Consider the following 22,580-nt stretch of genomic DNA (forward strand, 5'->3'; position numbering starts at 1 on the left):
TACGTGTTGAATATCAGTGATGGTGTTCGTGAGACTCGTTACTTTTTACCGCCTCTTTTCTGACAGTCGATTTCAGGAATACCTGTTCAGCAATGGCAATGACAACCATAGTGCCAACGGCCACACCAATCACAAAGGGGTCGGTGTTGAGCTTGACCCAAACGAAGCCGCCCAGAACCATTAGGTCCAGGATGATCGCCACCGCTGGCACCCACCTCGTGGCTTTCACATCTTTATGCAGGTAGCGCAGCACGCCCCAATGAATGGAGATATCCATAATCAGATAAAACACAATGCCCAGCGCCGCGATTCTTGAGAGGTCGAAAAAGGCGGTCAGAACCAGGCCCAGCACCACGGTATAAACGAGCGTGTGTTTCTGGATGCTGCCAGGCATTCCGAAGTGGCTGTGAGGTACCAGTTTCATCTCGGTTAGCATGGCAAGCATGCGAGAGACCGCAAAAATACTGGCGAGAATGCCTCCGGCCGTTGCCATCATGGCGAGCACAACTGTGAACCACAGGCCGTAGTCACCCAGTGCCGGGCGCGCTGCCGCTGCCAGAGAGTAATCCTGGGTTTCAATGATTTCAGAGAGGGAGAGGTTGCTCGAAACAGCGAATCCCACCAGTGTGTAGAGCACAACGCAGGCGGCAATGGAGATAACAATGGCGCGACCGACGTTACGGTGCGGGTCTTTTACCTCGGAGCCGCTGTTGGTAATGGTGGTAAACCCCTTGAAGGCCAGTATGCCCAGCGCCGTTGCGCCCAGGAAGCTACCGAAGGCGCCTGCGTCACCGCTTTGGGAAAAATCTACAGCGAGGCTGTCGGCCAGCCACACGCCTACCAGCCCGAAGACAAGAATGCCGCCAATCTTGAGGATTCCGATAAAAGAAGCGACGCCCTGAATCCAACGATTGCCAAGAAGGTTGATGAGGAATGCCGCCAAAATCAGCGACACCCCCAATATAGACACCATGCGCCCGCTTTCATCTCCGCCGAACAACTGCATGGTGTACGAGCCAAATGTTCGAGCCAGGAAGCTCTGGGCGATCACCATGGAGAAATACATCAGCAAGGCATTAAACGCCGTCGCCAAACCATCGCCGTAGGCCTTATGGAGATACATGCCAATGCCGCCTGCTGATGGGTAGGCATTTGATATTTTGATATAGGAATAGGAACTGAAGGACACAACGATTGCAGCGGCCAGAAAGGCCAGCGGGAAAAGCGCTCCGGCCATCTGGGCCATTTGCCCGGTAAGCGCAAATATACCGGCGCCAATCATGACGCCGGTGCCCAACATGACTGTCCCTGATAGCGTCAGGCTACCTTCCTTGTAGCGAGAAGTTCTGTCTTGTTCCCTGCTCATTCAACCTCCCTTTATTTCTTCATCGGTGGAATTTTTGAACAGCAGAAGGGATCCAGGTTGGCGTTGGCCCGAATGTTTTCATCGCTGAAACGGTAACGCGCAAGCTTTCGGCGCTCCCACCAGCCACCCTTCAGATACCCCCCGCGTGCTTCAATAAGCTCAATCAGTGCGTCGGTCGACCAATGCGTGCCATCAAACGTGACGACGAGTTGATCTTTAGGTTTACCCTCGGCGAAATCAACGCAGGGATGATGATTCAGCTCATGGATAAAATCCTCCCACTGGATCTCAGTGAGACCTTCGACTGTAAGTTTGCGTCGAAGCAGAAATTGCGCCTGGTTTGTTGCTTTATGGGCTTTGGCCATGGCCTTGCACCTCCTAGCTGATCTATCCAGCCTCTATCACAACACCCCAAGCTGAACTGCAGCTGAAAATCGGAGAGACAAACAATCTGTTCATACCGAAACTTGCGGTACGTCAAGTTGCGCTGAAACAGGCCAAGGGGGAATACCCAAGGCCTGCCTGGGGTTTCAGAACGAGAGCCGTGCTCCAACAACCGCAAACCAATCCTCTGTGCTGCCTCCGTCCGCCCTGGCGAAGTCCGCGGTGTCGCCGTATTTACGTTCGTGAACAACACCAACGTAAGGCGAAAATGCGCGGTCTATCAAGTCGTAGCTGAGCCGTAACCCGGTTTCTGTCGATACCAGGCCTTTCCCTACTCCAATTTCCCGATCCTCGCTGAATGCCACCGTTGCATCGAAGGTAGCAGTAAGTATCCAGTAATTGGTGAGCAGCAACTCATACTCCGCATCCAGATCAGCAGACGTGTCGCCATCCTTGCTCACGTAAAGGTTCGCATCAATTTCAAACCATTGGGGCGCCAGGCCCGCGACGCCAAGAACCGCGTAGGTTCGATCCGGGCCTTCCGGTGTGTCGAATCGCACCCCGGCTTTTGCGTCGAAAAACTTGGATATCGGCATTTGACCCACCAACTGGTTTTCGAGCTTTTCGTAGGCTCGCTCTTCAAAGGAATACTCCCCACTTGTAAGCCAGCGAGCTTTGAAATTGTCGGTGCCATAGAAGAAATCCGCGTCCCAAACGCCTATTTCTTCATCGTTGTCACTGTAACGGTATTCAAGTTCTTCGAACTGCACACCCCAAACATTCAGCGGTTGTTTACGCTGGGTGGTGTCCGACATCCGTTCCTGAGCAGATGCTAACGCCGGTATGACACTCAAGCTCACAACCGCACTTGCAATCAACGGCATCCAAAGCTTCATACGTCACCCCCAATATCGCTCGACTGTTTACTGGAGGCAGCCTGTGTAGACTCCGGCCCACCTTCAACAATTACCTTACGGAACATGCCGGCGGCCATGTGATAAGTCAGGTGGCAATGAAAGGCCCACTGCCCGGGGGCATCGACTTCGGTTTCCATGTAAACCGTGGTGCCAGGCTGCACACTGACGGTGTGTTTGATCGGATTCCATTGGCCAGCGCCGACATCGAGAATCGACCACATACCGTGCAGGTGCATGGGGTGCGTCATCATGGTTTCATTCACAAATTTGAAACGGACTCGTTCGCCATATTTCAGGCGTATGGCGTCAGCATCTTCGTATTTAACGCCGTTGATGCTCCAGGTGTAGCGTTCCATGTTCCCGGTAAGGCGCAACTCAATTTCTCGTGCAGGCTCCCGTTCCTCATACAGCGGCTTCTGTGCTTTCAGATCGGCGTAGGAGAGGAATTTGCCGCCATTGGCTGCCGTCGGCACCAGCCCGCTGCCTTTTGCGTAGAACGGATCACTTGCACCGCCCTCGGGCATCATCATCGCGCTATGATCCATACCCTTCATCTGGGAATGGTCCATATCAGACATATCGGCCATCTCGCTTGCGCCGCCCATGTCACCGTGATCCATACCGGGCATGTCGCCATGATCCATTCCCGGCATACCGCCCATGTCCGCCATGGTCAATCGTGCGGGCTCGCGCAATCCGGGAACGGCCGCTTCCATTCCTTCTTCCGTTGCCAACGTTGCCCTGGCGTACCCGGAACGCCCCATAGACTCGGCAAAAATCGTATAGGCTTGCTCGTCTTTTGGCCGAACGATCACGTCGTAGGTTTCCGCAACGCCAATGCGAAATTCGTCCACGTTGACTGGCTGTACGTTATTGCCATCGGCCTGCACAACCGTCATTTCCAGCCCCGGAATCCGAATATCAAAATAGGTCATCGCGGAGGAGTTGATGAAGCGCAACCGAATACGCTCGCCGGGTTCAAAGATACCGGTCCAGTTCTGTGCCGGGCCCTTACCGTTAATCATCCCGGTAAAACCCTGCAGATCCTCAACATCGGCTTGCATCATGCGCATGTCGCCCCATGCCAAGCGCTCTTTTACCGTGCTCAGGAAACCGTTTTCCGACGCGTCCGAAAAGAATTCCCCCACGGTTTGCTGTTTACGGTTGTAGTAATCCGGCGTTACCTTGAGGTTGCGCATAACCCGTTCGCTGGAGTGCGGGTGCTTATCCGTTAACTGAACCACGTAGTCGCGATCGTAGCGAAACGGCTCACGCCCTTCTGGCTCGATGATAATAGAACCAAAGGCCCCCTCTGGCTCCTGAAAACCTGAGTGGCTGTGGAACCAGTAGGTTCCCGACTGAGTAATGGGAAACTTGTAGGTGAACGTCTCCCCGGGTTTGATGCCAGGAAAACTGATACCCGGAACACCATCCTGCTCAAAAGGAAGGATCAAACCGTGCCAGTGAATAGAGGTAGTCTCGTCAAGGTTATTGGTGACGTTAATCGACACCTCTTCACCTTCTTTGAAGCGCAATGTCGGCCCAGGGGACTTGCCGTTATAACCGACGCCCTCTTTCACAAATTCACCGGTATCGATTTCGACCCGGTCAACGGTCAGGTTGTATTCGCCCGCCAAACCAATAGCGGGCAAAAGCAGGCCTAATGCGCCTGCAACAAGGGTTTTCTTCATGGTCAACTGCTCCCGAACCATTTTGCTGAATTCAAAGATCCCGACGCGCTGGCTATAGAGCGAGCGCGATAAACTCTCACTTGTTTGAAGGGATCAGTTGAAATGCACTTCGCCGTACATGCCAGCCTGATAGTGCCCTGGAACGTTGCAGGCAAATTCGATATTGCCCTTCTCCGAAAACGTCCAGACAACTTCCTGGCTCTCACCCGGCTCTAACAGCACGCTGTTCGGGTCGTCATGCTTCATGGACTGGCCATTTCCCATGTCCATCTCCATCATGTCGTGATTGAGCTTGCCTCCCTGGATAACGCCATGCTCAACCATCATCTTCATTTCTTTTTGATGGGCTTCGTGCATATCGGGGGTGCCAATGTTGAATTCGTGCACCAACTGCCCTTTGTTCAGAACTACAAAGCGCACCGTTTCTCCTGGTTTGACCTCGATAGTTTCAGGTTCGTAGTAGTTGTCATACATCTCCACGGTGATGCTGCGGCTGGCGTCCGAGGCTTTCCCCGGTTCGCCGCTCTTGGCGCTATGACCGTGCCCACGTTCGTGGGTGCCAGCGCCGAGTGCTGTTAAGGACATTGACATGGCAACTGCTGTAACTGCGAACTTTGCTAGACTCATCAAACCTTCTCCTGTGGTACGGCGTAACGTGCGTTGTAAACCTGTGTTTGCCCCGCAACGTGAATATTGTGCTAAAACGCTTGGTACCATCGCGCACGAACCTGAACTCTTTCTGAAAATCTGGAATTATTTGTGGTTCAGGCTCAATTCAGTTTGATAAGCGACACTGCTGCAGCCTGTTTTGGCTTAAAAAAGGAAGCGACACATGAGACTACTGCTGGTAGAGGATGACCGACTGCTTGCTGACGGGCTTGCCAGCCAACTTGAGAAGGCTGGCTTCAGCGTGGATATCACTCGCACAGCAAAAGAAGCGGTTATTTTAGGTGAGCAGGAAGACTACAAAGCCGGCGTACTGGACCTCGGGCTACCAGACGGAAATGGTCTGGACGTGCTGAGAAAATGGCGTTCAAACAAAGCCACTTTTCCGGTACTGATCCTGACCGCAAGGGGGGACTGGCAAGATAAGGTCAACGGCCTCAAGGCCGGAGCAGATGATTACCTGGCCAAACCCTTTCAGACTGAAGAACTGATTGCCCGATTGAATGCCATCATGCGCAGAAGCGAAGGCAGAGTTCACTCGTCAGTTAAGGCGGGGCGTTTTGAGCTGGATGAAAACCGGCAGTGCCTGAAAGTCGAGGATGGCACAGAACACAGCCTGACCGGCACAGAATTCCGGTTACTGCGCTGCCTGATGGGCCGTCCTGGTCATATTTTTTCCAAGGAACAGCTGATGGAACAGCTCTACAATCTTAACGAAAGCCCAAATGAAAACATTATCGAAGCCTATATCCGGCGCCTGAGAAAGCTGGTTGGGCCGGAGAGCATTGCAACTCGGCGCGGTCAGGGATATCTGTTTAATGACGCTGTTTAGAAAGCCTGTCTCCGTAAAAGGTGCGCTTCTGCTCCTGCTGCTGCCCGCAGGCATTGGCTTGATGGCCATCGCGTGGCTTGTGCATGGGTTACTTCTGGAAAGAATGTCCCGGGAGTTTGTCGAGAGCCGCCTGAAAGACGAAGTGGCTTTTCTGGAACACCATATCCGCCAAGCCGACGGTCAAATAGACATGCTTCAGACCGGGGATTATTTTGAAGAAGTGTTCCATCATGCCTTTGCTATCCAGTCCCCGGCTCAAACCGTCATATCTCCGCAATCCTGGCAGCCGTTGCTGAGCCCCCTGCTGCAACCGAATGACCAGAACAGCATCAGGATACACGGTGCCGAGATACCCAATGCGCCCTCCGATATTCTCGCCTATCGAGAATCCTTTTTGGTAAACGACATCCCTATTACCGTGATCGTTTCAGAAGATATGGGCGCGCTGCAAAACAGTCAGGCGGAATTGCATGCCTGGACGGCGATCGTATCGATTTTACTGATCTTTTTACTGGTAGGCGTTATCTGGTTTGGTATTAACCTGTCGATGCGCCCCGTTGTCTCACTTCAGGCCGCTCTCAAACGCTTACAGAGCGGCGAAATCTCCCGGATAAACGTAGAGGCTCCGGAAGAATTCCGGCCACTGGTGCAACAACTCAATCAACTTCTGGATTCCTTGGATCAGCGGCTTGAGCGCTCCCGGGAAGCGCTCGCGAATCTGTCTCACAGTGTCAAAACGCCCATCACTGCGGTCAGGCAGGTCCTCGAAGATACCAGTCGCCCCCTGGACAATGATCTTAGGCATGAGATGGGGTCGCGCTTGAGTGATATCGACCGGCAGTTGGAAGCCGAAATGCGGCGCAGCCGGTTTGCGGGTCCACAGGTGGGTAAGAGCGCCTATCCCGTAAAGCAAGCCCGCGATCTCCTGTGGATGCTGGGCCGACTCTATCCCGAAAAGTCGTTTGAGCTGTCAACGTCACTCACCGACGAATCTCACTGGCCAATTGAGGAACAAGACCTGAACGAAATATTAGGGAACCTTCTCGATAATGCCGGGAAATGGTCGACCTCTTTCGTTGAACTTTTCCTAACGCAGAGCGATGGGTTTGCTCGTATGGCTGTGTCTGATGATGGCCAGGGAGTCAAAGCAGATGAAATATCCAGTCTTGGCCAGCGTGGGTTGCGTCTAGACGAGCAGACACCCGGACATGGTCTGGGACTCGCCATCGTGAGGGAAATAGTTAATCGTTACGGTGGGAATGTTACTTTCTCAGCCACTTCGCAAGGGGGATTGCGGGTGGCCCTCGAAATCCCCAATTAGGCTTATGCCTAACGTATTTTATCGATACGTTTAGATAAAAAAATAAAGCGTGCTTAAGACGGGCGGTCAGTACTCCGACCGCCTAATTAACCCTCGCATGCTGACTAGACATAGATCTAACTCTCTCGATATCAGTGATCGTCTGGCTATGACATCTTGAGCCGCATGCTGTAGTGTGAGGAGTCGAAAGCGATTGCTCGTTATTCTTAGGTACAAATGCAATGGATGAAAGCCTGAGGAGTTATATGCACTGTACTGATAGCTTTCCCTACTATTAAAGCAGGGTAGCTCTCTGTTTGTGGGCGCTAAAGGTGGCTCGATAATATCCACACGCCGACACCGATGAGCGTAACACCACCAAAGATTTCCGCTCTGTGTCCCAACACGGAACCCACAACCCTCCCTATCATCACCCCCAGTGTCACCATAAACGTTGTCGCCAAACCAATCAGGCCAGCAGCAATCCAGATGTTTACGTCTATAAACGCCAGGCCCACGCCTACTGCCATGGCATCAATACTGGTGCCAATTGCGGTCAGAGAAAGCTTCAGGAAGGACTGTTTGGAAGGTTTTTCTATGCCTTGCGCACTTGGTTTCAGACCTTCATAAATCATGTGTAAGCCGAGAGCTACCAACAGGGAGAAGGCTATCCAGTGATCCCAGGCCTCTACGTATGACGATGCCGACTTACCAATTAACCAACCTATCAGAGGGGTTATTGCTTCGATTGATCCAAAGATAAGCCCGATTCTCAGTGCGTCGAGAAGGCGGGTTTTTTTGAGGCTCGCGCCCTTGCCGACCGCAGCTGCAAAGGCATCTGTAGACATGGCAAAGGCAAGCACAATGAGGGTAATTGGGTTCAAGTAGATATCTCCGGTCAGGCATGTTGAGTCCACAATATATCCACACGCCCGACCTCAGGCATGAATATATCGATGGTCTCGCCAACCAAGAGGTGTTCGCACCATGGCGTATGGCCAAGTATGTTGACACGAACTCTTCCGAATACCGGAAGCAGGCTACTCCCCAAAGAAGCACTAGTTTAACAATCCTTCTCAGAGGTCACAAACCAGCGTTTGATTTTTCTTCTGCTTACCCAGATTCAGACTCCGCGCTGCATCGTTGTGGCTCTACCGTTATATGCATCAAGGTGTGGCAGCGAGCCTGAATACGTTGCCTGTATACATCGGGTGATTCCGGTTCGTGTGAAACAACCGAAACAATCGCTGCATGGATGTTCGGGCCGATGCTCCAAAGGTGAAGATCGCTAATTCGTGTATCGTCATCCTCAATCGCGTTTGTCACACTTTCTTCCAGATCGCTACGCTGCTGATCGAGCAACACACTGGAAGTCTCCTTGAGTAGAAGCCATGACCAACGGGTGATCAGTGCAGCGCCCACGAGCCCCATGAACGGGTCCAACCAGTTCCAGCCTGCAAATTTACCTGCTAGCAGGGCCGCAATCGCCAACATTGAGGTCAAGGCATCGGCGAGAACGTGAAAATAGGCGGCCCGACGATTATGATCGTGGTGCCCGTGATGATTGTGATCATGGCCGTGTCCGTGGTCGTGATCCCCTCCACCGAGTAACCAGGCCGAAACGCCATTGACCACCAAGCCAATCACCGCGACAAAGATTGCTGCATCGAAGGATATGATGACAGGATCAATAAAGCGCCCAATGCTTTCAATCGCAATATAGAGCGCGAAACCGGCTAACAGGACGGCTCCAGTAAACCCGCCCAGTGCATTAACCTTGCCTGTACCAAACGAGAACTGCCTATTGCCTGCGTTTTTGCGTGCGTAGGCATACGCGAATGCAGCAATGCCCAATGCGACCGCATGGGACCCCATATGCAGCCCATCGGCCAACAAAGCCATCGAGCCATAGATAATACCGGCCAGAATCTCCCAAACCATCATTGTTACAGTCAGACCGACGACGATGAGAGTGCGAGTTTCTCCGGAGCGCTTTTGGTCTTGACCGAAAACGTGATCGTGTTGCCACTGATCGAGATTATGGCGGTGAATTTTAAGCGTTCCTGGGTTGGAGAGAATAAAACCCTCTGACGTATCAGAGGGTAGCCAGATTGATATTTATAGTCTGAGTCGTAGCCCGCCACCCGATCGGGCCTATCTAAAGTCGATAGGCCCGATCCTGGCAGTTATTATTCAGGCGACTTCCATCACATCGCTCTCTTCATTTCGCCATAGTCACCATCGGTGCGAAGCACCAGCGTGATGTTGTTACCGTTCCGGTTACGAAAAAACCAGCCGTGATTTCCAGTGAACGCAGCTTCCAGTTCGCCTTCATCTTCCGGCACACCACGACCTTTTTCATAGGAGATGGACTGGCCACCGCCGTCACCGTGGGTGTCGAAGTTGACGGGGCCGCCTTCAGTTTCCCAAGAGAAACGGGCTACGGCCCCTTCCTGCATAGTGAGCTTGAACTCTGTGCCTTCACCCGGCGTAAGGGTGACGCGCACCTCGTCTTGCCATTCGGGTTCGGCGACGGGTGCCAGGACAGGCTCCTCCGCTTTTGGCTCGGCTTCAAGTTCAGGTGGTGTCGCTGCCTGGGATGCTGTTGCAGAAGTCTGTGCTGCGCTCTCCTCACTGGAGGATTCCACAGACACCATCTGGGCGGCTTCGTCGGCGGCTGCTTCTTCCACGAGCTGCGCCTTGATTTCACCCATTGCCGTCAAACCAAGCAGGCGGCCAGCGCCTGTAGGATCCAGAGCGTATTCGGAGGGCATCACCACGGTTACGAGCAATACCAGCGCTACGATGGCTGCAATGATGGTGGAGCGAACCAACTGCGCGGAGCTGGGTAATTCGTTACGGGTGGGCATATCGGTGTTATACATAAAACGGTCTCCGGAATTAGGCAATGAAATAGCCGGTTAGCTGATAGCCAATGAGCAGGAAGCCGGCGCTCATCATGGCGATATTGGCGGTATAAGCATGGCGGAAAAAGCCATCGGTTTTACGCCAGTAGCTCATGACGATGAGGATCATCGCCAATGCCAGAAGCTGGCCGATTTCCACACCCACGTTGAACGCGAGCAGGTTCGGTATCAGTCCATCCGGGGAGATGTCGTACTCAATGATCTTCGTGGACAGGCCAAAGCCGTGGAAGAAGCCGAAGATCAGAGTGGCAGCCTTGGTGTTGGGCTGGAAGCCGAACCAGCGCTGATACGCACCCACGTTATCCAGTGCCTTGTACACCACCGACAGTCCAATGATGGCGTCGATGATATAGCTATTGATGCCGACGTTGAAATACACACCTAGCAGCATGGTGGTGGAATGCCCCAGCGCAAACAAGCTTACGTAGATTGCGATGTGTTGCATGCGATAAAGGAAGAAGATGACCCCCAAAAGGAATAGCAGGTGGTCATAACCGGTGACCATGTGCTTTGCCCCAAGATAGATAAACGCAATGAGGTTTACCCCGGATATTTCCTGGATGTACCCCTTGTCTCCCTGGGCAATGGCATGGGCCAGCACATCGGCGCTCATTCCGAGCAAACCGAGTGTCAGGAATATCCAGATCAGACGGCGACCGCCGGCGGCTGTGTGCGCACGCCAAAGGCCGTCAAGCAAAGTTGACAACATAACGACTCCAATTGTTTTCGTTTAAAAAGCTGCGGTGCAGCAAGACTTAAACAATCAGAGAGGCTTTTGGAGGGCGGTCGAGCCGGTAACGAAAGCTGCGGGGAGAATCTCCTGCGCACGGAATAGGCTGCCGGAGTGAGATCGAACAGTCTGAGATGGAGCGGATCGCCGGATGATCCACAGTTTCGTGGCTGTGATTGCCGGCGTCGTGGTGCTGGTGAATATCGGACTTGTCGTCTAAATCATTGTGGTTGTGCGAATGATCATTTTGATCCGCTGATACAAACCCGCTCAGCTCGGCGACACCATGAGAGGAGGTCTCACCGATGACCGAAAACGTCATGCCAGCTAGAGCAAACAGCAGGGCAAGAAACGGAATCAGTTTTTTATGATAGATGGCCGTAATCATAAGTGCGGGCTTGTTAATCTGGCTGTTGGATTAATTTGGTGATAGAGAATATCATCCCCCTAGGGGGGATAGGAATTAAAAATGGGAAATGATCACAAGCACCACTCACATCCGCAGATCATCAAACGCCTGAAACGGGCTCAAGGTCACTTGGGCAGCGTGATAGAGATGATGGATGCCGGGCGATCCTGCCTGGAACTGGCACAACAGCTTCATGCTGTGGAAAAGGCCATTCAACAGGCAAAGCGGGTGTTGGTCCAGGATCACATCGAACACTGTCTTGACGATGCGATTGGTCCACTAGAGCCCGATCAAAAAAAGCGTATTGATGAGTTCAAAGCCATTGCCCATTACCTGTGAATGTTGCTGAGCCATGCTTGATATTCTGAAATGCCGCACGTATCGACACCTGTTCTTCGCTCAGGTCGTTGCTCTACTGGGAACCGGTTTGGCAACCGTTGCGCTTAGCCTTCTGGCGTTTGATTTGGCGGGCAACGAAGCCGGTCAGATACTGGGCACCGCGATGGCGATCAAGATGACCGCCTATGTGCTGATCGCACCACTGGCCTCGGCGTTCGCGGAGAACGTCTCCCGCAGGATGCTGTTGGTGTCACTAGATGTCGTGCGTGCCTTAACGGCACTAGCCTTGCCCTTCGTGACCGAAATCTGGGAGGCGTATGTGCTAATCGCCGTACTCCAATCCGCTTCTGCTGCATTCACTCCCACATTTCAGTCCACCATTCCAGATACACTTCCGGATGAGGACGATTACACTCGGGCTCTCTCCCTTTCCCGCCTCGCATACGATATGGAAAACCTCATCAGCCCAGCGTTGGCGGCGGTGATATTGCTTGTCACAAGTTGGCAGGGGCTGTTTTCAGGAACGGTCATTGGTTTCATTGCGTCGGCGCTGCTGGTGGTTTCTGTGGCGTTGCCGTCAAGTGCTAAAACAGAAAAGCCTCGTGGGATCTATGAGCGTGCTGGGCGTGGTTTCAAAATCTTTGTGGCAACGCCCAGCTTGCGGGGATTGATGGCATTGAACCTTGTTGTCAGCTTGGCTGGCGCGATGGTGATTGTGAACACAGTGGTGTTGGTCCAGGGCCAGTTTGGCTTGACCGACCGGCACACGGCGATGGCCTTTGCGGCCTTTGGCGGAGGATCGATGCTCGCGGCATTTGCTTTACCGGCTTTACTGAAACGGTGGCAAGATCGCCGTGTCATGTTGACGGGGGCAGGCATCCTCATTTCCGGGCTGGTTCTTGCAATACCTGTAGACAGTCTGGGCTGGCTACTCCCGGTCTGGGCTTGGCTTGGTGTTGGTTTTTCTACGGCACAAACGCCTGTTGGCAGGCTACTCACACGATCCTCCCATGGAGAAGATCGGCCCGCACTTTTTGCAGCCCAGTTCTCTTTGTCCCATGTAGGCTGGCTGGTTGCGTACCCGTTGGCCGGTTGGGTCGGATCGGTCGCTGGAATGCAGATTACTCTGATTATGCTGGCCAGCCTTGCGTTGGTTGCGCTGATTCCAGCTATCAGGCTTTGGCCTGCTGTCGATTCGACGGAACTTCTTCATTCACATGATGATCTGCCAGATAATCACCCGCACACCGCAACGTCTGGCCGTCAGCATATCCACCCCTACATCATCGACAGTTTGCACTCGAAATGGCCGGACTAACGCTGTTTATACGTGAAGTCGGTAAGGCGTGAGTTTTGCTTAAACTTTTATAAAAACATCAACCGCTGACATATTCTGATAATAGCACCGACCGAAAATTCAAATCAGCTTGGCAAGGTACTACCTGATACTGGTTCGCCAAGGCCGCAACGAACGGAGATGAGTTATTAAGCGCAGCCGACATATCTACCGAACAGCTATATCCTTGGCTGCTGCAAGAATTTTCTGTAACTCATTATCCACAAAATTCCTTTTGATTTAACGTCCGTAGCCTGCGCAGCTTTTGAATCGAGACCCGGCAACGATTAAAAAGATCTTGCCATACTTGGAAGTATTAACTATTTTGCACCATCAACTGTAGGTGGCTAATATTTCGTCGTAAAACATTCCACTGCGCCTCTGCATCCAATACGTGCTCATCACCATTAAGCACTATTGTTCTGCCCTCATCAGGAAAGAACAAACACCTAGCAAGCCGAATGCAGGTTACGAATACCGTTTCAGCAACCATTCGAATATGGTCACTTTCTTGATTGGTTCGAAGGATATTCCCCGAGTATCCAAACGCACTGAGTATTTCCGTTACGTTGGCTTCAGTGGTATCTCGCTGACCAAGGACTTCGTATCCAGCGAGGCCACTATGGAGCGAGTCTAGGGCAAGGTTATGATATTTTTCATCTAGCTCTTTGATCATGGCTAACACCGGTATCTGTGGATAGAGTCGCCAGCATCACGGATACGCAAGCCTGTAACTCTTCAATATTAATCAGTAGGTTAGACCACCCCCTTTCCCCTTGCCATGGAATTGCTTGAATTTTTTATTGACCCGCATGAGCACAGGAGTGGTTAACCAAGCCTGGATTGCCTCACCAGCCGGCGCCCCAGCACAAAAAATATACACATTTCGATTCAGGCAAGTGGCCCCTGCAGGGCCACTCATCAAAATCTAGCCAGAAGCTAACCTTGTAGAATCGATGCCTTTCCTCAGTTTTGATACAACAGATGAATTATCCAGCGAACCATCATCTGTCACCGCAGGATAAAACTCATCAACCACCTGAACCGCCTCATCCTCATCATACTCAAACAGCGCATTACCAAACCCCTTCGCAGCTGCCTCATCCAGCGCAGCCTGGTCAACGCCCTCCTCCTTCATTTGCTTGGCTTTCTCCCTAGCTTCAGCCACCGCCTCCTGCAGTGACATCCCCTCCTTGATCACCAAATCCACATAGTAGATCGGTGTGCGACGGCTTTGCGTCGTGCTCTTCCCTCGAAGCTTCAATTCCAGCGGCATATAGGCCAGCAAACCACCAGAGACTGCCTGGTAATAGCTCAGCCTGGCCGCCAGTGTCCGTATGCTGTTGTAGCCAGTGGTGCGGAAGATAAATGTGCCCAAGTCATTGCTGTCACCTACTTGTACATTTAAACGACCGTAGGGCTTGCACAGCCCGCCTTTACCAAACTCACATAACGTTGGGCCAGGGCATGGTAACGACTGCACGCCTGTCTGCGTAAGGCGCCTGCAGGTATCGCCATTACCGACACACATTGGTCGTCCGCTTTTCCGATCGAACATGGTGTACTCCGCCCGCAGGTTGAGATCCGCTTCGTTGAACAACATGCGCACCGGGATAGTTCGCAGCTTGCCGTTTGGCGCATCCTTGCGCATTTCTTCATCCAAGGGGTGCAGTAGCCATCCATCTACCTCCTGAATTTGGGAGGTGATGGTGAATTGATTGTCTTTTTGCGGAAGTCGGATGCCATTCTTCTCAACGACCCGACCAATACTGATGCGCCCCAACACAGGCGGCGTAATCGCTAAACCTTTAATCATGATGACTCTCCTGAAAAAGGGCCACGGGGCACTTGTCAGACCCGCGTGGCCAAGGGGTGTTCATGCTTGGATGAGGAATCGCCGGCTTCCCGGCCTGGTAAGTGGGTAATGCTCCAGCAGCTCTGGCTGTTCCTTAAGCAGTTTTTTGGTGTTCAACGCAACGGAGTCTTTGCTTCGTTTCCAGCTAACACTGCCGCTTGGGAAGGTGGCCTTTGAGGCCTCCCCCATTTGGCTCTGAATTCGTTGCTTTAGGTGCGACTCTGTAGACTTCAGGGTTTCCATTTCAGACCGGATAGCCAGAAGCTCGTCAAAGGCTTGGGACAGCTCCTTGCTTTGGCTGAAGTCCAGAGTTTCGCCTTGATCTACCGGGTACAGATGGCGTAGTGCGCGGTCTGCAGAATCGGTTCCATCGGCAGGTGGTGGCGTATCCGTTTCCACGAAATCCCAGAACTGACGCTCCAGCGTAATCAGGGCATCGATAAGCTCTTCATTCCGTTCAATCCGGTAGATCTTCAGCTCCTGACCACACAGCAGAACGCAAACATCCGCCGCCTGTTTGCTAGTGACCGCTAACTGGTGTTGAACCTGGCACTGGATGTAATCCGGCACGCCGTCCTTCCATAGCCGTGATCCGAACTCGCCTGCTGTTTTGCACTCCAAAATCTGCACTTCGTCGTCGGCTGCAACGGAGTAATCGAGATTAGCCAGCATCCAATGCTTGTCCGGATCTGGATGCTGTAGTACCGCATTCACTCGGCGTACCTTGCGCCCCGTCTGCTGGCTGTATTGTTCAGCCACGATGGGTTCAAGCACATGCCCCCAGTACACTGGCGAACTGGGATCATCAGAATCCGGCTTCGGCAACCCAGCATCCCTGCCAGTCTTGACCATCCACAGTTCAAGTTGTGACTGATAAGGGTTCATGCCAATCGCAGCAGCCGCATCGCTACTGCCAATGCCCTGTTTACGAACCTTCAGCCACTCATCCCGACTGAGATCCTTAGTGGAGATCAGCCTCAATGCTGGACGTTGTTTCTGAATTACTTTTGCAGTCATGCCCATGATGTTTCCTCCAGACATAAAAAAAGCCCGCCAGAGCGCAGTGCTCCGGCGGGCTTTATGACGTTTTGGGTTTAAGTTGTGAGTTTTACGCTACGAGTGACATAGCTTGTTCGAGTGCTAGATTCTTAACAGCCGCGCCGGTTCCAAACCAGGCAGAATCCACTCGGTGATCAATCGATTTGGCTCTGCGGTGATGATCGATGAATTCCGTTATCGAGTTGAGCAAGCCGTAGGCTGTGCCATCGGATGACGCCAGTGCTGCGCCCATACCCTCACCTTCATAAAGCGCGAGTGCTTTGGCCATGGACCGCTCATTGGTTTTACCCACACCGTCTTTCGTATCGTCCGTGAACACCTTCAGGAAGTAATTCCGCGCTTCCGTGGTTTTGACTTTGCGCTCGCTCAGCGTTTTGAGGCGATACATGAAGTCGTCCCAGGCAGAGACCGATATACCTAGCTGCTTCTTTACAACCTCCGCATCGAAGGCGGTGTTGTGTTTCACCTTCACTGCGGTCGCAGTCGCATCTTTCAGGGCTACCGCGAGGGTGTTGTTGCACACCACACGAATACTGGTGAACTGAGCGGTGGTGGCCATGGTGCCATCACAGGCTGTGGCCAAGAGGACATAGGCATTCGTTTGGTCGTTGCCTTTCAGTACGCCGGATTGTCCGGTACGCGCTAAAGCCCACATCTTACGACCACCTTTCAGCACACCTGCCGTATCCAACTCAAAACCGGATATCTCCGTCAGGTCCCGATAGAACTCCAGGATTTCATCTGGCTGGACCACTTTGAAGCGGTTGCCAACAACCGACAGTGGAGCCTTGGTATCCGAACGGTAAAGCACCTTGCTATCCGGATACGCCCGAATCTCCCCGAGAGGGCCACCGGCATTGGTGACGAAGCGCACTGGGCTTTCTTCGATCTGCCAATCCAGACCAGCCTGCTTCGCCCAAACCTCCAGGGGCTGGTTTGTCGTGAGTTGATTCCCCAAGCCATGCCACGGGGTTTGGCCAACATAGGCCATCTGCTCAATAAGGTGAGCCATGATTGTTCTCCTATGGAATTTACAAAGGGGTTAACGGATGTCGTCCCGGGGATCGGGATCAGCACTGAAGGAATAGCCGCAATCCAGGCAACGGTAATTGTCGAAGACACGTTCATCCAGGACCTCGCCCAGAATCACGCCAGCTGAAGCACCGGATGCGCCACCCAGCAGCGCACCAATCAGGGCGCCACCGATACCGCCGACTGCTGCGCCCATAGGCCCAGCGGCGACCCCAATAGACGCACCCACTCGACCACCTGTTGCAGCAGCAACATAGCCACCATAAGTGCCGGCAGACGCACCAACGACACCGGCCATTTTCTTACCGTAGTTTTTCTTACCAACCCGGACGGATTGGCAGTTGGGACATTGTTCGGGCATTGAAGATACCTCTGTGAATTGGGAGGGAAGGCACTTTGAGCGCCTTGGTTCACAGAGGTGATATAGGTTTGAGATTTTTTGGAATCAAAATATTTTGGACGTGTTAATCAGGCAAGCACTCCTGTAGAGGAGGTCTAGCGGCTTGCGATCAAGGTGTTCTTTTAACCATAGTTGGCCAAACCGTCCTCATTATGACGACATGCGCTGGGAGTTCTGGTCGCTCACTTTCATTGGAAAGCGGACCTTTTTGTCACTTCGAGACGGGCCAGTGAAGGGAGATTGGGTAGTCGTCCAAGAAGCACATTGCTTGATTTAACGCCTGGGGTAAGTCCAGCTTCTTTTCAGAAGGATCTGCAGTAACCGGGTAAAACTCTCACTATCAGCCAGTGCTGAAGGGTCATAGAGTACGACTCACTCACTAACCAGCTGTGTGCAGTGGCCAGCAGAGCCTCAATGTCCGGCATTGGTTCCCAATCAATAACCGCATTGAATCCGACCAACTCTTGGTATTTCTCGGCAGCGGCTTCCATTACCCAGAAGGCATACCCAAATGAAGAGTCAGTATTGGGCAGGCCACGGGGGGAAACCTGAAACTGGAAGATGCAAAAGTCCAACAGGTTTTCTACAATTTCCAAAACCAGACCCATGTTCACGAATTGGGAATTATTTATTGACTTACCGATAACTGAATGAGACATTAGTTCCCAATATGGGAACTTTTAGAGATCGAGCGTTATGAGGTTAGTAGGCCGCGAAAGGGTGTTCAGTCGGAACATCGTTGACGCCGACGTGCGGGAGTGGCTTTACGTCTGGATGTCGGAAATCACCGAAAGCCAATGGTCATCTCCGATAGAGCTCTTAGACCACTACCCCTCGGCTCAAGATTTGGGGAAAGGCAAATTTCTTTTTCCAGTTAGCGACAGAGGTATGTGTTTAGAAGTTCTATTTTCATTCCCACAGAAAATCGCATGTATTCTCAACTTTAAAGAAAGTAGCGAATGATGATCGAACAAACCAGGGTCATAAAAACAGAAGATCAGTACCAAAACTATCTTAGCGAAGTTCAATCGCTCTTGATGTCCGGCCCCCAGATAGGAGGAGAAGACAGCGAAAGATTGGAGTTGTTGACGGTACTACTTGAAAACTATGAGAATCAAAAATTTCCAGTCGAAGCTCCCGACCCGATTACGGCGATCAAGTTCCGAATGCAGGAAAAAGGGCTAAGACAAGCAGACTTGATTCCATACTTTGGAACTCGCAGCAGGGTTTCCGAGGTACTTTCCGGTAAGCGCCCACTAACTCTGCAGATGATTCGGGCGCTCTCGGTCGGACTGGGAATATCAGCAGAGACGCTTATTGGCCTTCCCGAGGAAGAAAGGACGACTCAGCAGGAAATCGATTGGTCCCGCTTCCCAGCAAAAGAAATGGTCGCACGAGGTTGGATTCAAAAGGCGGCAGGACGTGCAAAAAGAAGCATTGAGGAACAGGTTCAGGAATTTATTTCACAAATAGGTTGGCAGCTTGGCGATGCAGCCTTTAAGCGAAACATATCAGGCGAGGCGTTTTCTCCGACTACCAAATATGCCCTCTATGCTTGGCTGTCCCGCGTTATTCAGAGGGCAAGAGAGCAAAAATCTGTTGTTGGAACATTTGACGAATCAATTCTCTCCAGCCAAACACTTAGAGAGCTTGCACAGCTTAGCTGGTTCGACGATGGCCCTAAACTAGCGATCGAGTATTTGGAAAAAATCGGTATCTGTGTCGTCATAGAGCCTCATCTTAAAGGCACAATGCTTGATGGCGCTGCTCTCAAGGATGTCGATGGCACCCCTGTGATCGGCCTTACTATTCGTCATGACAGATTAGACAACTTTTGGTTTACGCTTCTACATGAGGTTGTCCATATCTGGAAACACGTCGGCGAGGATGACACATTCATGGATGACCTTGATTCATCGGCCTCAACTGATAAACGAGAGGCTGAGGCAAATCGTTTAGCACGCGAAGCTCTTATTCCGCGCGTAGCATGGAAAAGAAGCCAAGCCTATCTTTCACCATCGAAAGAGGCGATTGATGAGCTATCACGGAAGCTGAGAGTGAGCCCGGCAATAATTGCAGGGCGCATCCGGCGGGAAAAAGGAAATTACCGCCTTTTTGCTGATTTAGTTGGGCACGGAGAAGTCAGTAAAGTTCTATTCAATCGCGGCGAAGAGGGCGCAAAATGATACCTACCTACATCCCGATACTTAAGGGAAAAAAGGGCGAGTTTGACGCCCTCAAGCACACAAATGCACGCACTGCTCAGCGGCTAAAACCGTTGTTTGAACTACCAGCGTTCGCAGGAAGTGTCGCAGATTCCAAGCGTTTCAAAGATCTGACGCAGCCGACAGTTGCATTCATTAACGAATTCGCAGTCAAGACGGCGGACGTATGGACAGGAAGAGAATGCTTTGTTGATGCCCGACATTGGGCACCAAATGCCACCCTTGAAAATGGAGAGCACGTTCTAAGCTACGCTTATTCTCGACTTGCAGCACTGGATGTTCAGGCTAACCCTGTCGTTAATTACGATGTTTGGGACGACCCAGAGTATCAAGAAGTCTTTAAGAATGCTGGAGCCGGAAGCAGTGCCACCCTTTGCATTCGTCTTGAAACCGATGCCTTGGACGATCTCGACGATCCCGATTACTTCATTGATCGCCTGGAAGAAATCATTGCTAAAACAGCTTTCGACGAATCGAACATATGCATCCTCATCGATTTCCGCGATACTTCCCCTCTCTCGGTAATCGACATGCAGTCTGATGTAGAAAAATGTTTAGCCGCACTGGCCCGGTGGGGCTTTGCCTACACCGCCATCGCAGGCAGCTCAATTCCAACATTGATTAACGACGCAGTTGAAGAAGTAAACTCAACTGGCTTCGTGACGAGGAAGGAGATGCTCACGTGGAAGGCAATAAAAAAAGCGTACCCCTCAAAGAGCCTCGTATTTTCGGATTACGCAATTCGCAACCCCAATGCTGTCGATGATGTCCCAGCTCCTCATGCAAATGGAAAAATCAGGTATACGATCACCAATCAGTTTTTTGTGGTTCGTGGCCATTCGCTCCAATTCCATGACAAAGGAAAGCAGTATCACAGGCTATCAGCGGTAGTCGCTAACAGTAGCCATTACATGGGGCGAGGCTTTAGCTATGGCGATGAACATATTTATTCTTGCGCAAAAGGCGAAGGCGGGTGCGGAAACTCGACAACCCGAATAACAATCGATACCACTCACCACTTGAAGGCTGTCACAACCGAAATCTTCGAGTTCACTGTGACCACCGTGAAAGATGCGGAGGAGAGCCGATAGAGCCCAACCATAGCAGGGCGCTCATGGAAGAGAGCCCCCTTATCGCAGCCACCGATTAGTAGTTGTATTCATTTGACTTGGGATTCATCACCCCTTCGATGCCCCGATTTTTCAAGCCTAGCTGCACGGCTTTCTGAATTAAAAGAAAGCTTGGCACCTCCAGCAAAGCTTTTCCGTGAACAATTCTTGCCCGAAAAGTCTCTACCAGTTCATCACGCTTAACGTTGAACGGGAATTCAGCTGAACAATCAAACTTCCACCGAATTAACAGCTTCGATCGCAAACGCAACGACCTGAAAATCGTAGATACTAACCATCCGTCCAAGTGCTTCAATTGCTCAAAATCGTCTACTAATGGATAAAAGCTCATAATGCCTTTGAATTTGATCCTTTTGGTTCGACCATTGATATAGCTTTCTAATTGATAGCTAGTAAGACCGCCATACAAATACCTTCGAATCTGCATCATCGCCGACAGTAATGCTTCATCTTTACCACGAGATGGAATTTTCAAGCCCTTAAGCTTTGGCCCCTTCAACGGTTGTATAAGGTTCTTGTATAAAATATAGGATATTTGACTCTGAATCTTTTCTACGGAAGCGGGCTTTATGCTGACAGCATCTACTGAAATCCCGTACCCCAGAAACTCGATGCTGCTTTTTGTACTGCTCAGTTCAGAGGGCAACCCTTCACGCGTTAATAAGCTGATACCCTCAGATTTCTTAGCGTTTATCTTTACGCCTGCGAAAGTAGAGAAATCGTTTATCGCTGTAAACGCGTCACACACCTTCTGATAGCTTGAGCTCCAGATGACAGTATCATCAGCGTAGCGCGCAAACCTTACCCCGAGGCCTTCCAGAGTTCTATCAAGCTTCCAACAAACTAAGTTGGCCAAAAACAAAGATATAGACGTGCCTTGCGGAATTCCTACTTCACGCTTCTCTAAGAATGCATCAATTACTTTCCGCTCCTCTTCGCTGATATAAAACCCATTACAATCGAACTGCTCGCGCAAATATTCGTGGGAGATAGAACCGAAGAAATCAGAAAAATCAAATTCGGCGACAAATGCTCTCGCGTTAAGCGATAGGTCTACAGAAATATCCTGGATCGCAAAGTGAACGTTCTTGTCATTTCGATAAGCATAAGAAAATGAACTAAACCGATGCCTATTTTTTTCAAGTAGTCTCTCATAAAAAATTCGAGAAACAGCAACGTCGGGCAACTGGTATATCGAAAGAACTCTCTTACCGCCACCAGGCTTATCTATTGGTTTCTGATGCGGCTCACGGGGACTATACGTCCCATCCGCCAGCTTCTTGGTAATCGACTTGGCAATACTTTTCGACTTTTTCCTTACGTGGAAAGGGTTAAAATTATTGTCGTAGCTCCAGTAGCTTGGTTTCTTGACTACTTTTTCTGGAACATCGTGAATACGAGCTTTATTTTTTTCATGCTCTAGGTGTAGGAAATTGTGATAGGAGTGGTAACGATCGATTAGCTTTTTTGCTTCTTGTTCAATTACAGAGCTAAGATGGTCTTCAAAACGGTTGGTCATAAAACAAAAAGCCCGTCCAATGAACGGGCCTCCCACGGGTGCAACCACGTAAAAGTAAGTTTCAATTTGGTTGAAGCCTTGAAGCCTCTCCCCCTATCAACCTATTGGGCGCCCGTTCGTTCCCTAGGAACGTATTTTCGCTCCCGACGGAGCTTTCCACCTCATTGGGGTGTGCTTTGAGCATACCACAGGGAAAGCTCGCTTTGAATCGATCTGCGCTAGCTATACTGCGATAAAGTTCAAAAAGCACCGCGAAGTGATGAAGATAGCCTCGCTTCTGATTTACTCTGGTCGAGCGCCTTTGGGACCACAAGCCAGCGGCAAGCGCTAGACATGAAACACAGAGCCCCGCGCCTGTTGACCCTTACCTACACGCCACCACAGAGCCCGTTACCTCATGCAACCGGTATCATTTTAAACATCCCTGTTTTAGTCGCACCGCTGATTAGGGTTTTCTGCCCGG

At 51.4% G+C, this 22,580-nt stretch carries 22 protein-coding genes and 1 riboswitch; of the genes, 6 read left to right on the top strand and 16 right to left on the bottom strand.

The features are described from left to right. Nucleotides 1-13 precede the first annotated feature (13 nt). The 5 genes from ACN0RL_RS09715 to ACN0RL_RS09735 form a co-directional block, all read right to left on the bottom strand. Nucleotides 14-1,366, bottom strand: a complete 1,353-nt coding sequence (locus ACN0RL_RS09715; RefSeq protein ID WP_417516152.1) for an APC family permease — start codon at nucleotides 1,364-1,366, stop codon at nucleotides 14-16. 11 nt (nucleotides 1,367-1,377) lie between these two features. After that, entirely contained in the window at nucleotides 1,378-1,731 is a 354-nt protein-coding gene (locus ACN0RL_RS09720) for a hypothetical protein (RefSeq protein WP_417516154.1), read from the bottom strand. Nucleotides 1,732-1,896: 165 nt separating this feature from the next. After that, complete coding sequence (locus ACN0RL_RS09725) at nucleotides 1,897-2,646, bottom strand: copper resistance protein B (protein WP_417516156.1); 750 nt, start codon at nucleotides 2,644-2,646, stop codon at nucleotides 1,897-1,899. Continuing rightward, nucleotides 2,643-4,358, bottom strand: coding sequence for a copper resistance system multicopper oxidase (locus ACN0RL_RS09730; protein ID WP_417516158.1), 1,716 nt, complete (start codon nucleotides 4,356-4,358; stop codon nucleotides 2,643-2,645). Before ACN0RL_RS09730 ends, ACN0RL_RS09725 begins: the two co-directional genes overlap by 4 nt. 93 nt (nucleotides 4,359-4,451) lie before the next feature. Continuing rightward, nucleotides 4,452-4,985 carry a cupredoxin domain-containing protein gene (locus tag ACN0RL_RS09735; RefSeq protein ID WP_417516160.1) on the bottom strand — a complete coding sequence of 178 codons (534 nt, stop codon included), beginning with the start codon at nucleotides 4,983-4,985 and terminating at the stop codon, nucleotides 4,452-4,454. A 205-nt stretch (nucleotides 4,986-5,190) separates the two neighbouring features. Here ACN0RL_RS09735 and ACN0RL_RS09740 point away from each other — a divergent pair, with 205 nt between their 5' ends. Together ACN0RL_RS09740 and ACN0RL_RS09745 are read left to right on the top strand one after the other, a co-directional pair. Then, nucleotides 5,191-5,856: a response regulator transcription factor gene (locus tag ACN0RL_RS09740; protein WP_417516162.1), complete on the top strand. Its 666-nt coding sequence runs from the start codon at nucleotides 5,191-5,193 to the stop codon at nucleotides 5,854-5,856. After that, nucleotides 5,843-7,177 (top strand): ATP-binding protein, encoded by a 1,335-nt coding sequence (locus ACN0RL_RS09745; protein WP_417516164.1) that lies wholly within the window; start codon nucleotides 5,843-5,845, stop codon nucleotides 7,175-7,177. The genes ACN0RL_RS09740 and ACN0RL_RS09745 overlap by 14 nt, the downstream gene beginning before the upstream one ends. Before the next feature lie 305 nt (nucleotides 7,178-7,482). On the opposite strand, the gene ACN0RL_RS09750 is transcribed toward ACN0RL_RS09745, so the two are convergent. The 5 genes from ACN0RL_RS09750 to ACN0RL_RS09770 all read right to left on the bottom strand — a co-directional run bounded on the left by ACN0RL_RS09750 (nucleotide 7,483) and on the right by ACN0RL_RS09770 (nucleotide 11,201). Then, a complete protein-coding gene (locus ACN0RL_RS09750; RefSeq protein ID WP_417516166.1) occupies nucleotides 7,483-8,040 on the bottom strand; it encodes a manganese efflux pump MntP family protein in 558 nt (185 codons plus the stop codon). Between the two features lie 51 nt (nucleotides 8,041-8,091). After that, a riboswitch (yybP-ykoY riboswitch) is annotated at nucleotides 8,092-8,217 on the bottom strand. 52 nt (nucleotides 8,218-8,269) lie between these two features. Continuing rightward, nucleotides 8,270-9,208 (bottom strand): CDF family Co(II)/Ni(II) efflux transporter DmeF, encoded by a 939-nt coding sequence (dmeF, locus tag ACN0RL_RS09755; RefSeq protein ID WP_417516359.1) that lies wholly within the window; start codon nucleotides 9,206-9,208, stop codon nucleotides 8,270-8,272. 155 nt (nucleotides 9,209-9,363) lie between these two features. Continuing rightward, nucleotides 9,364-10,041: a hypothetical protein gene (locus ACN0RL_RS09760; protein ID WP_417516168.1), complete on the bottom strand. Its 678-nt coding sequence runs from the start codon at nucleotides 10,039-10,041 to the stop codon at nucleotides 9,364-9,366. Nucleotides 10,042-10,057: 16 nt separating this feature from the next. After that, nucleotides 10,058-10,792, bottom strand: coding sequence for a HupE/UreJ family protein (locus ACN0RL_RS09765; RefSeq protein WP_417516170.1), 735 nt, complete (start codon nucleotides 10,790-10,792; stop codon nucleotides 10,058-10,060). 46 nt (nucleotides 10,793-10,838) lie between these two features. Continuing rightward, complete coding sequence (locus tag ACN0RL_RS09770; RefSeq protein WP_417516172.1) at nucleotides 10,839-11,201, bottom strand: hypothetical protein; 363 nt, start codon at nucleotides 11,199-11,201, stop codon at nucleotides 10,839-10,841. An 81-nt stretch (nucleotides 11,202-11,282) separates the two neighbouring features. On the opposite strand from ACN0RL_RS09770, the gene ACN0RL_RS09775 reads away from it, so the two are divergent. Then, nucleotides 11,283-11,561, top strand: a complete 279-nt coding sequence (locus ACN0RL_RS09775) for a metal-sensing transcriptional repressor (RefSeq protein ID WP_144778842.1) — start codon at nucleotides 11,283-11,285, stop codon at nucleotides 11,559-11,561. 13 nt (nucleotides 11,562-11,574) lie between these two features. Then, a complete protein-coding gene (locus ACN0RL_RS09780) occupies nucleotides 11,575-12,879 on the top strand; it encodes an MFS transporter (protein ID WP_417516174.1) in 1,305 nt (434 codons plus the stop codon). Nucleotides 12,880-13,213: 334 nt separating this feature from the next. Here ACN0RL_RS09780 and ACN0RL_RS09785 read toward each other — a convergent pair whose 3' ends face one another. The 5 genes from ACN0RL_RS09785 to ACN0RL_RS09805 form a co-directional block, all read right to left on the bottom strand. After that, complete coding sequence (locus ACN0RL_RS09785; protein WP_417516176.1) at nucleotides 13,214-13,573, bottom strand: hypothetical protein; 360 nt, start codon at nucleotides 13,571-13,573, stop codon at nucleotides 13,214-13,216. A 252-nt stretch (nucleotides 13,574-13,825) separates the two neighbouring features. Beyond that, nucleotides 13,826-14,713, bottom strand: coding sequence for a hydrolase or metal-binding protein (locus tag ACN0RL_RS09790; RefSeq protein ID WP_417516178.1), 888 nt, complete (start codon nucleotides 14,711-14,713; stop codon nucleotides 13,826-13,828). 60 nt (nucleotides 14,714-14,773) lie between these two features. Beyond that, complete coding sequence (locus ACN0RL_RS09795) at nucleotides 14,774-15,775, bottom strand: YqaJ viral recombinase family protein (RefSeq protein WP_417516180.1); 1,002 nt, start codon at nucleotides 15,773-15,775, stop codon at nucleotides 14,774-14,776. Nucleotides 15,776-15,860: 85 nt separating this feature from the next. Next, on the bottom strand, nucleotides 15,861-16,823 hold the full coding sequence (locus ACN0RL_RS09800) for a DUF932 domain-containing protein (protein WP_417516182.1): 963 nt from the start codon (nucleotides 16,821-16,823) through the stop codon (nucleotides 15,861-15,863). A gap of 30 nt (nucleotides 16,824-16,853) precedes the next feature. Beyond that, on the bottom strand, nucleotides 16,854-17,204 hold the full coding sequence (locus tag ACN0RL_RS09805) for a hypothetical protein (RefSeq protein ID WP_417516184.1): 351 nt from the start codon (nucleotides 17,202-17,204) through the stop codon (nucleotides 16,854-16,856). 998 nt (nucleotides 17,205-18,202) lie between these two features. On the opposite strand from ACN0RL_RS09805, the gene ACN0RL_RS09810 reads away from it, so the two are divergent. Both ACN0RL_RS09810 and ACN0RL_RS09815 read left to right on the top strand, forming a co-directional pair. Then, complete coding sequence (locus ACN0RL_RS09810; RefSeq protein WP_417516186.1) at nucleotides 18,203-19,429, top strand: ImmA/IrrE family metallo-endopeptidase; 1,227 nt, start codon at nucleotides 18,203-18,205, stop codon at nucleotides 19,427-19,429. Further along, the gene (locus ACN0RL_RS09815; protein ID WP_417516188.1) at nucleotides 19,426-20,559 is read left to right on the top strand and encodes a beta family protein; all 1,134 of its coding nucleotides are present in this window, start codon (nucleotides 19,426-19,428) and stop codon (nucleotides 20,557-20,559) included. Before ACN0RL_RS09810 ends, ACN0RL_RS09815 begins: the two co-directional genes overlap by 4 nt. A 55-nt stretch (nucleotides 20,560-20,614) precedes the next feature. Here ACN0RL_RS09815 and ACN0RL_RS09820 read toward each other — a convergent pair whose 3' ends face one another. Continuing rightward, nucleotides 20,615-22,117 (bottom strand): reverse transcriptase domain-containing protein, encoded by a 1,503-nt coding sequence (locus ACN0RL_RS09820; RefSeq protein ID WP_417516190.1) that lies wholly within the window; start codon nucleotides 22,115-22,117, stop codon nucleotides 20,615-20,617. Nucleotides 22,118-22,580: the final 463 nt, after the last annotated feature.

Source organism: Marinobacter sp., from assembly GCF_048259445.1.
Taxonomy (GTDB): Bacteria; Pseudomonadota; Gammaproteobacteria; order Pseudomonadales; family Oleiphilaceae; genus Marinobacter.

Excerpts from the sequence above, each read along its gene's own strand:
- ACN0RL_RS09740 (WP_417516162.1), top strand. The coding sequence starts at position 5,191 with ATGAGACTACTGCTGGTAGAGGATGACCGACTGCTTGCTGACGGGCTT.
- ACN0RL_RS09720 (WP_417516154.1), bottom strand. The coding sequence starts at position 1,731 with ATGGCCAAAGCCCATAAAGCAACAAACCAGGCGCAATTTCTGCTTCGA.
- ACN0RL_RS09725 (WP_417516156.1), bottom strand. The coding sequence starts at position 2,646 with ATGAAGCTTTGGATGCCGTTGATTGCAAGTGCGGTTGTGAGCTTGAGT.
- ACN0RL_RS09735 (WP_417516160.1), bottom strand. The coding sequence starts at position 4,985 with ATGAGTCTAGCAAAGTTCGCAGTTACAGCAGTTGCCATGTCAATGTCC.
- ACN0RL_RS09785 (WP_417516176.1), bottom strand. The coding sequence starts at position 13,573 with ATGATCAAAGAGCTAGATGAAAAATATCATAACCTTGCCCTAGACTCG.
- ACN0RL_RS09760 (WP_417516168.1), bottom strand. The coding sequence starts at position 10,041 with ATGTATAACACCGATATGCCCACCCGTAACGAATTACCCAGCTCCGCG.
- ACN0RL_RS09820 (WP_417516190.1), bottom strand. The coding sequence starts at position 22,117 with ATGACCAACCGTTTTGAAGACCATCTTAGCTCTGTAATTGAACAAGAA.
- ACN0RL_RS09715 (WP_417516152.1), bottom strand. The coding sequence starts at position 1,366 with ATGAGCAGGGAACAAGACAGAACTTCTCGCTACAAGGAAGGTAGCCTG.
- ACN0RL_RS09745 (WP_417516164.1), top strand. The coding sequence starts at position 5,843 with ATGACGCTGTTTAGAAAGCCTGTCTCCGTAAAAGGTGCGCTTCTGCTC.
- ACN0RL_RS09770 (WP_417516172.1), bottom strand. The coding sequence starts at position 11,201 with ATGATTACGGCCATCTATCATAAAAAACTGATTCCGTTTCTTGCCCTG.
- ACN0RL_RS09730 (WP_417516158.1), bottom strand. The coding sequence starts at position 4,358 with ATGAAGAAAACCCTTGTTGCAGGCGCATTAGGCCTGCTTTTGCCCGCT.
- ACN0RL_RS09780 (WP_417516174.1), top strand. The coding sequence starts at position 11,575 with ATGCTTGATATTCTGAAATGCCGCACGTATCGACACCTGTTCTTCGCT.
- ACN0RL_RS09805 (WP_417516184.1), bottom strand. The coding sequence starts at position 17,204 with ATGCCCGAACAATGTCCCAACTGCCAATCCGTCCGGGTTGGTAAGAAA.
- ACN0RL_RS09800 (WP_417516182.1), bottom strand. The coding sequence starts at position 16,823 with ATGGCTCACCTTATTGAGCAGATGGCCTATGTTGGCCAAACCCCGTGG.
- ACN0RL_RS09795 (WP_417516180.1), bottom strand. The coding sequence starts at position 15,775 with ATGGGCATGACTGCAAAAGTAATTCAGAAACAACGTCCAGCATTGAGG.
- ACN0RL_RS09810 (WP_417516186.1), top strand. The coding sequence starts at position 18,203 with ATGATGATCGAACAAACCAGGGTCATAAAAACAGAAGATCAGTACCAA.
- ACN0RL_RS09815 (WP_417516188.1), top strand. The coding sequence starts at position 19,426 with ATGATACCTACCTACATCCCGATACTTAAGGGAAAAAAGGGCGAGTTT.
- ACN0RL_RS09790 (WP_417516178.1), bottom strand. The coding sequence starts at position 14,713 with ATGATTAAAGGTTTAGCGATTACGCCGCCTGTGTTGGGGCGCATCAGT.
- ACN0RL_RS09775 (WP_144778842.1), top strand. The coding sequence starts at position 11,283 with ATGGGAAATGATCACAAGCACCACTCACATCCGCAGATCATCAAACGC.
- ACN0RL_RS09765 (WP_417516170.1), bottom strand. The coding sequence starts at position 10,792 with ATGTTGTCAACTTTGCTTGACGGCCTTTGGCGTGCGCACACAGCCGCC.